The following is a 6,169-nucleotide window of genomic DNA, read 5'->3' as shown; positions in this document are numbered from 1 at the left end:
GCGCAACCGGATCAGACCGGACTCGAACTCGGCGAACGTCGTCGACAACATCGCGAACACCGTTCGTCCGATCGGATCCTGCGGATCGTGAACCGCGCCGTCGAACATCAACAGCACATCGCGTGCCTGCAGGTCAGCGGCGATCGCACTCAGATCAGCGACCGAGCGGGCCAACCGTTCCAGGGAGGTGACCACGAGGGTGTCCCGGGCGGAAACCGCCGACAACGCCGCCGTGAGGGCAGGTCGAGGTCGGTCCGTGCCGGTCAGGCCGTGGTCGATATGGATTGCGCCCGCCTCGACCCGCGATGCCACCAGTTGATCCCGCTGAACCTGTTCGTCGTCCGCAGACGACGAACAGCGTGCGTACCCGATCAACATCCCACCATCGTATTCTACAAACACACCCCTTCACATAGCACTCTACGATCACACCTCGTCACCGAGAATGTGCTGTTCAGTGCAGCACAGCCACTCCGCGCGGCGGGTTCGTCCCCCGAGACGTCAGGTAGGCGTAGTCGCCTTTGAGCTGGTACAGCCGCGGTGTCGCCACAGTCGGCCCTTTTGACCGAGGACGAACGCAGCCACTTCATTGATGCCTTCACAGAATTGGGGTGCCCCCTGTGTTGGGGCATATCCACCCGATTTTCGGCCAGTACGCAACCCCGTGTTGGCTCACGAATGGGCGCGCCTAGGTCGACGCGTGGTCTGGGCACAGCAGTGGCGGGCTGGTGTGCCATCCGTCCTCCGCCAGCCAGCGCAGCACCCGACCGGAAAGGCCGTCCTTCCCGGCGGCGTCGGCGAGGGGTCCGCTGAGGATGGGGCCGTCACCGCAGAGTGTGCAGGCGATGTCGAACGCGGTCTCATGGGGTTCGCAGTGCCGGCAGTGATGTTGGGTTACGACGCCGTCTGGATCGGCGGGGTCGGGGTGGAGCCAGGTGACGGCCAGGTCCGCGCGCTGATGTGCTGCCTCGGCGCGGGTGGTGGGTTCATGCCCGCAAGTGGGGCATGCGCGTGAAACACGTGTCGGCGGAGTGGGTACGGCGATTGCCGGTGTTTCCGTGCCCCCGCTGGTCTTCTTGCCGAGGTGCCCGTAGACCGTGGTGCGGGGTACTCCCAGCATGTCGGCGATCTGGGCGACAGTGTGATCGCCGGCGTCATACAGGCGTTGGGCGAGGTCGATTTGATCTTGACCGAGTTTCGGTGGGCGCCCGCCTTTCCGACCGCGGGCCGCGGCGGCGGCGAGTCCGTCGCGGTGGTTGGCCACGATAAGCTCGCACTGCAACTCGGCCAGCACGGACAGCATTCCGAACATTGCCCGTCCTTCGACGGTGTCGGTGTCGATGCCCTGCTCGAGCACCTTCAACCCAATGCCCCGCTCGCGCAGCTCGGCGCCGAGGGTGATCAGGTGCATCACCGAACGGCCGAGCCGATCGAGCCGGGTAATGACCAGGACATCCCCCTCTCGCAGCAGCTGCAGCACGATATCGAGCTGCGGTCGGGACGCCTTCGCCCCGCCGGCGTGTTCGAGGTGAATGTTCTCGACAGCGACACCGGCCCGGCGCAGTGCGTCGATCTGATGGTCTGAATTCTGGTCTGCGCTGGGGACCCGTGCATAGCCGAGCAACATGTGTCGAGAATAGACGGCGGATGGGTTTTTCGACACAGATTTACGACGCCGTTGGCGTGCTGTATGTGAATCGCGGTGACAAGTGGCGTATTTCATCCGGGGTATTCCCTGTGGCAACCAACCACGCACCGGACAGACTTCACGACATTCCGGTCCGGCACAAACGCGTGGTGACAGTGCCGACCTCTAAACTGTTTACGCAGTACAGGAGGTACTGGGAAGTTCCTATCTTGGCCGGGCGCGGCCGCGACGCGATGTTGGAGGTTCCGATCAACACCGAACCCGGTAAGCGCTGCTGTCCCGGTCCGGGCACATGCGGGCCCAGTTACGCTGCCGTACGCCCGAGGCCCGGGAATGGGTGAGTCGTGGGATGAGGTCAGCCTGAAAGATTCCCGGCCGTCGCTCGACAAGGAAGTGTACGAAGTGGTCGAGGATCTCGTGAAGAACAAGGGCTGGCGTCTCCGTGAGCAGGGCCACAAGTACGCGGTGTACTGCCCATGCACTGACGGTCGGGCGAACTTCATAACGCTCCCTGGGACATCCAGGAACCCTGGAAACGCCGCTAAGCGGGTAAAACGATCCGCATCGAGGTGCCCTGATCGTCACGAGCTGATGAAATAACGATCTGCTGTTTCCGGTTGACAACAGCATGCGGAATGATCAAGCTGGGGTCATGCCCCCGACCGAGTTTGAGCTTATTTTCGTGATCCCAGAAGTCTCCGGTCCAGGTGACGCCCGGATCGCGGAGGTCGAGGAGCACTTGGACATCGTGGTGGAGTCGCACAGCGGTTTGACGCTTGCGACGGTTACCTCAGAGGGTGCCGATGCTCTCACCGCAGCTTTGGGAGCTGCGGCAGTGCTGACGTCGTGTGGGCTCACGGTCATGCGGTCGTATCCTGATCTGGTCACCCGCCAGGATGTCGCCGACCGAGCTGAAGTTTCGCGACAGGCAGTCGGAAACTGGGTGCGCGGCGACCGCATGCAGTCGGACCCCTTTCCTGCGCCGGTGAACCTGGTCGGTGGGGGTGCCTGGTTGTGGGGAGATGTTGTCGCATGGCTCCGCCGACATGACTACGAGATCGACGCCATCGGATTCCCGTCGATGGACGACCATGCCCGCATCGACGCCGCCCTCGTCGGCGCCTCGAGAAGGTCGCCTAAGATCAGCGGACACCTGGAAGTGGACGTCAGGTTCGCCCCGTCCGTTGTCGGAGCCAACCGCGACTGGGCCGGGGTTAGCTTCCAGTCGAGCTATGCACTGGCCATATGACAGATAACTCATCTCCCCGTACTGTCGCCGACGCGCGAGAGCTCCTCGAACTGACAGAACTGACCGATATCGTGTTCTTCGAAACGGGTGCGCGGCGCAATCCCGATGTGGAAGAAACGCCACTTTCCATGCAGATAGCGCTGCGCCGCGAAGAACTTCTCCTCGAGGTTCGATGCAGGGCGACCGTCTCCGGCTCGGGGGGCGAGTACGTCGCCGATGCCTCGGCTGTATTCAAGCTCCACGAACCGATTGAAGCCGCTGACGACGTCATCACAGAGTTTGTGGAACGGGTCGGGGTTATGTCCGTTTACCCGTACCTCCGTGAGTCGATCACCCAGTCCGGCGCCAAACTAGGTCTCGACCGCCCAGTCTTGAAATTGCTCCGGCCCGGCGATATCCACGTAACTGTCGACGACTCCGACAGCGAGGATTCGAAGGACGCCTACGCGACCTAATCACGTCGGGGGCCTCGCGCCCTACCGTGAGGTCAGGTGCCAGCGCAGCACCGCGGGTCTCTTCGCGGATTTCCTAGGGCGCCCGAACCAGTTGCTCCAACTGTCGCGGGCCGTCACCTGACGCCGGGGCCGCGGCCCTCTCCGTGTCAGGTGATGATGCCCAGAAGTGCGTGCCGCTGGTTAGTCCCGAGACCGCGGATCCGCCGGTTGTCGGCGATCGCCAGCTCCTCGAGGATCTGTGCAGCTTTCACTGGACCGACGTGCTCGACGGTGGCGCCAGCAGATGGATGCCGCCGAGACCGACCACCGTGAAAAGACGGCCGAGCAACACCAGCTCATCGAGTCCCTACGTGAGCGCAACACCGAGCTCGGCAACGAGATGGCCCGGATCCGCGCTGAATCCGACCGTGCCGCCGCAACATCGGCCGCCACCATCGACCGTCTCGAAGCGGACCTCGCCGAGGCCCGGACCGCAATTCAGTCCGAACGCACCCGAATGGACGAAGTCCGCGACGAACTCGCCACCACCAAAGCAGATCTGGGCACGGCCCAAGCGCAAGCAACCGCCGCCCGTGAACGAGCGGAAGAACTACGCGCCGACCTCGCCGAGGCTCGCAGCCGCGCCGCGGCGGTGAAAGATGGACGGAGTGAACGTTGACCGACCGGATGACCTTGGTCGCTGAGGCAGAAACCGTTGCACCGACAACCGTGGACCCGGCTGCGCTCCCTCGTGAAGATCTGCTCTCTTTCGTCGAATCGAGCACTCTCGAGCTCGTGGTCAAAGAAACCTCCCGCCTGAAGGTGGTCGAACCGGACAACACGTTCGAGGAGGTCGCAAGCAGGCTGGTCGCCAGCGGGTTGGTCACCACGTGCCATACGTCGACCGCGGGGCGCAAGTACAAGAAGTTCGAAACCGCCGCCCAAGAAGCTGGATTCACCGTCCCGCCGCGACCGGACCTCGCTGCCGAACGCGGACAGTACGAGCAACCGCCGATTCGACATCTGATCGCACGAGGACTTGAGAGGAGTGAGGATGCCTGACCAACTGACGGCGATAGCCGCGGCCGCATACACCGCGGGCGCGCGTCCTGAACTGCACAATTTGGGTGGCGTGCACGCAGACGCCATCACGCGGCGCTGAGCCTCGGACGGTATGACCTGGAGCAGCTGCCAAGGGTGACATGGTCGGTCATCCTTGCGCGCCACCTTGTCGCCGGTGGGATGCGTTAGCGTGTCGACACAGACAGGGGGGAGCGGTCAATGTTTGCTTGGTTTCGTCGGCCCAGCCGACCCACACGACTGCAATCTCCGGCGGAGCGCAATGAGCGGTTGATCAACAAGGCACTGGTTGCGGCCCTGACCGGCGATCAACGCGAGAAGTACATCACCGCCTGGGCTCGAGCGAGCCGAGATGATGAAGGAATTCAATCTCGAAGCAGCTGGTTCGATCGCCTGAGATTCGAGAAGAGACCGCGTCTCTGCGCAGGCAGCTGAGCTCGCGATAGGTGCGCCAGAACGCCGCGGCGGGTGTGTGCAACAACGCTGACGACACCGAATTGAAAGGGAACGATCGTGGCGATCTTCCCGTCATCTCGTCATCTTTCCGATCCCCCGTAGCCGCATGCTCTCCTGGATCGGTTCGAGTCCGATCTGGGGCCACCCGGCCGTCAACGTGACAATTTCCGAGTCGAGGCTGTTGACCCAGTACTGCGGACTGGTGCGGTATTGCGGTGCCGAGCACGTACGGGATGACCTCGTCACCGGTAGGTACGGGTCCGCCTCGCCCTCGATATCCCCGACGCGTACCCGCACGGATAGGTACGACCAGCTCCCGGAGAAGTCGTCAGGGTTGGTCAGCAGCCGAGTTTCGTGGTGCGCGAGCTCGGCGCAGAGGTTGGTGGCCGTCAAGGCGAGGCGCACATGCATTCCGGTCGGGTAGACGGTGATGTCGTCGAGCTGCAAGGTCAGACCGGGGTGCGCGGCGAGTACCCGCCGGCCGTGTACGGGCACCCCGCCGGTGCTTGGTGGTGGCTGCGTCGGCCACCGGTGTCTGCGCATGGATCGCATGAATCGATCGTCTCACCGCTACTCCACCGAAGTCACGACCCGTTCCCGGGCGAGTCGAATCCGGCACTGCTCGTACCGCTTTGATCGGGTTGGGGTGTGGTGGACCCTCCGGCCGAAGAGGGGTCAGCCGGCCGGAGGGTCCGGCTGTCGCGGCGGGTTGCCGTCCGAGGTCCCGCGGCAGCGAGCATCGGATACCCGTATCCGCCTGGATTACTCCTCGGTCGAAACGCCTCTGCCAGGACGCCCATGCGGTGATTGCTGATCTCATTGGCGGCCGATGCCCGGGGAGCAGGGTGGCCGTGGGCGACTCGCCGTGCCCGAAATCGTGTCCGTCGTGTGAGGTAGCGGATTAACTGATCTACGCAGCCAAACCGAGTAGTGGAGGTCACGCACATGGCAGGTATCGCGTCGAAGTTCGACAAGGCCTACGAAACCCTTCCCATCGAGGAACTCGCGAAGGCCCCGGTCGCCGCGCTGCAGGGGGTGACCGAGTCGAACGCCGAGCACCTCGAGGCCGCGTTCGATATCAAGACCGTCGGCGATCTGGGCACCAACAAGTTCTTCCTCTGGGCGCAGGCAGTCGCGAAACTCGCCGAATAGGCCGCCCATACCCGGGAGCCCAGTACCGCTCGTCTATCCGCTCAAGGGTTGGCGAGGCGCTGTCGGAGGTCCTCCTTGCCTGCACCGACCTCGGTTTCGGGACCTGCCCGAACGGCTGGCTCCGGGTGCCCCGCACGACCGACATCGTCG

8 protein-coding genes and 1 pseudogene are annotated in these 6,169 nt (G+C 63.7%); 5 read left to right on the top strand and 4 right to left on the bottom strand.

The window, feature by feature from the left end:
* Nucleotides 1-378: recombinase family protein (locus WAW17_RS26340; RefSeq protein ID WP_422335815.1), on the bottom strand; the 378-nt coding region annotated here is incomplete at its 3' end.
* Nucleotides 379-688: 310 nt separating this feature from the next.
* Complete coding sequence (locus tag WAW17_RS26335) at nt 689-1,627, bottom strand: recombinase family protein (protein WP_422335814.1); 939 nt, start codon at nt 1,625-1,627, stop codon at nt 689-691.
* 703 nt (nt 1,628-2,330) lie between these two features.
* On the opposite strand from WAW17_RS26335, the gene WAW17_RS26330 reads away from it, so the two are divergent.
* Both WAW17_RS26330 and WAW17_RS26325 read left to right on the top strand, forming a co-directional pair.
* Nucleotides 2,331-2,897: a helix-turn-helix transcriptional regulator gene (locus WAW17_RS26330; protein WP_422335813.1), complete on the top strand. Its 567-nt coding sequence runs from the start codon at nt 2,331-2,333 to the stop codon at nt 2,895-2,897.
* Nucleotides 2,894-3,352 carry a hypothetical protein gene (locus WAW17_RS26325; RefSeq protein ID WP_422335812.1) on the top strand — a complete coding sequence of 153 codons (459 nt, stop codon included), beginning with the start codon at nt 2,894-2,896 and terminating at the stop codon, nt 3,350-3,352. Before WAW17_RS26330 ends, WAW17_RS26325 begins: the two co-directional genes overlap by 4 nt.
* 146 nt (nt 3,353-3,498) lie before the next feature.
* Here the strand turns inward: WAW17_RS26325 and WAW17_RS26320 are convergent.
* A pseudogene (locus WAW17_RS26320) lies at nt 3,499-3,606 on the bottom strand (integration host factor); the annotation flags it as partial.
* 29 nt (nt 3,607-3,635) lie between these two features.
* Here WAW17_RS26320 and WAW17_RS26315 point away from each other — a divergent pair.
* Nucleotides 3,636-4,010 carry a hypothetical protein gene (locus WAW17_RS26315; protein WP_422335811.1) on the top strand — a complete coding sequence of 125 codons (375 nt, stop codon included), beginning with the start codon at nt 3,636-3,638 and terminating at the stop codon, nt 4,008-4,010.
* 8 nt (nt 4,011-4,018) lie between these two features.
* Entirely contained in the window at nt 4,019-4,393 is a 375-nt protein-coding gene (locus WAW17_RS26310) for a hypothetical protein (RefSeq protein ID WP_422335810.1), read from the top strand.
* Nucleotides 4,394-4,939: 546 nt separating this feature from the next.
* Here WAW17_RS26310 and WAW17_RS26305 read toward each other — a convergent pair.
* Nucleotides 4,940-5,362 (bottom strand): hypothetical protein, encoded by a 423-nt coding sequence (locus tag WAW17_RS26305; protein ID WP_422335809.1) that lies wholly within the window; start codon nt 5,360-5,362, stop codon nt 4,940-4,942.
* Between the two features lie 450 nt (nt 5,363-5,812).
* Between WAW17_RS26305 and WAW17_RS26300 the strand changes: the two genes are divergently transcribed.
* Nucleotides 5,813-6,019: a hypothetical protein gene (locus WAW17_RS26300; RefSeq protein ID WP_422335808.1), complete on the top strand. Its 207-nt coding sequence runs from the start codon at nt 5,813-5,815 to the stop codon at nt 6,017-6,019.
* Nucleotides 6,020-6,169 lie beyond the last annotated feature (150 nt).

Source organism: Rhodococcus sp. (in: high G+C Gram-positive bacteria) (assembly GCF_049286785.1).
Taxonomy (GTDB): domain Bacteria; phylum Actinomycetota; class Actinomycetes; order Mycobacteriales; family Mycobacteriaceae; genus Rhodococcus_F.
Note: the sequence above shows the minus strand (reverse complement) of the source record. Positions and strands in the feature narration are given on the sequence as shown.

Excerpts from the sequence above, each read along its gene's own strand:
- WAW17_RS26335 (WP_422335814.1), bottom strand. The coding sequence starts at position 1,627 with ATGTTGCTCGGCTATGCACGGGTCCCCAGCGCAGACCAGAATTCAGAC.
- WAW17_RS26325 (WP_422335812.1), top strand. The coding sequence starts at position 2,894 with ATGACAGATAACTCATCTCCCCGTACTGTCGCCGACGCGCGAGAGCTC.
- WAW17_RS26315 (WP_422335811.1), top strand. The coding sequence starts at position 3,636 with ATGGATGCCGCCGAGACCGACCACCGTGAAAAGACGGCCGAGCAACAC.
- WAW17_RS26310 (WP_422335810.1), top strand. The coding sequence starts at position 4,019 with ATGACCTTGGTCGCTGAGGCAGAAACCGTTGCACCGACAACCGTGGAC.
- WAW17_RS26300 (WP_422335808.1), top strand. The coding sequence starts at position 5,813 with ATGGCAGGTATCGCGTCGAAGTTCGACAAGGCCTACGAAACCCTTCCC.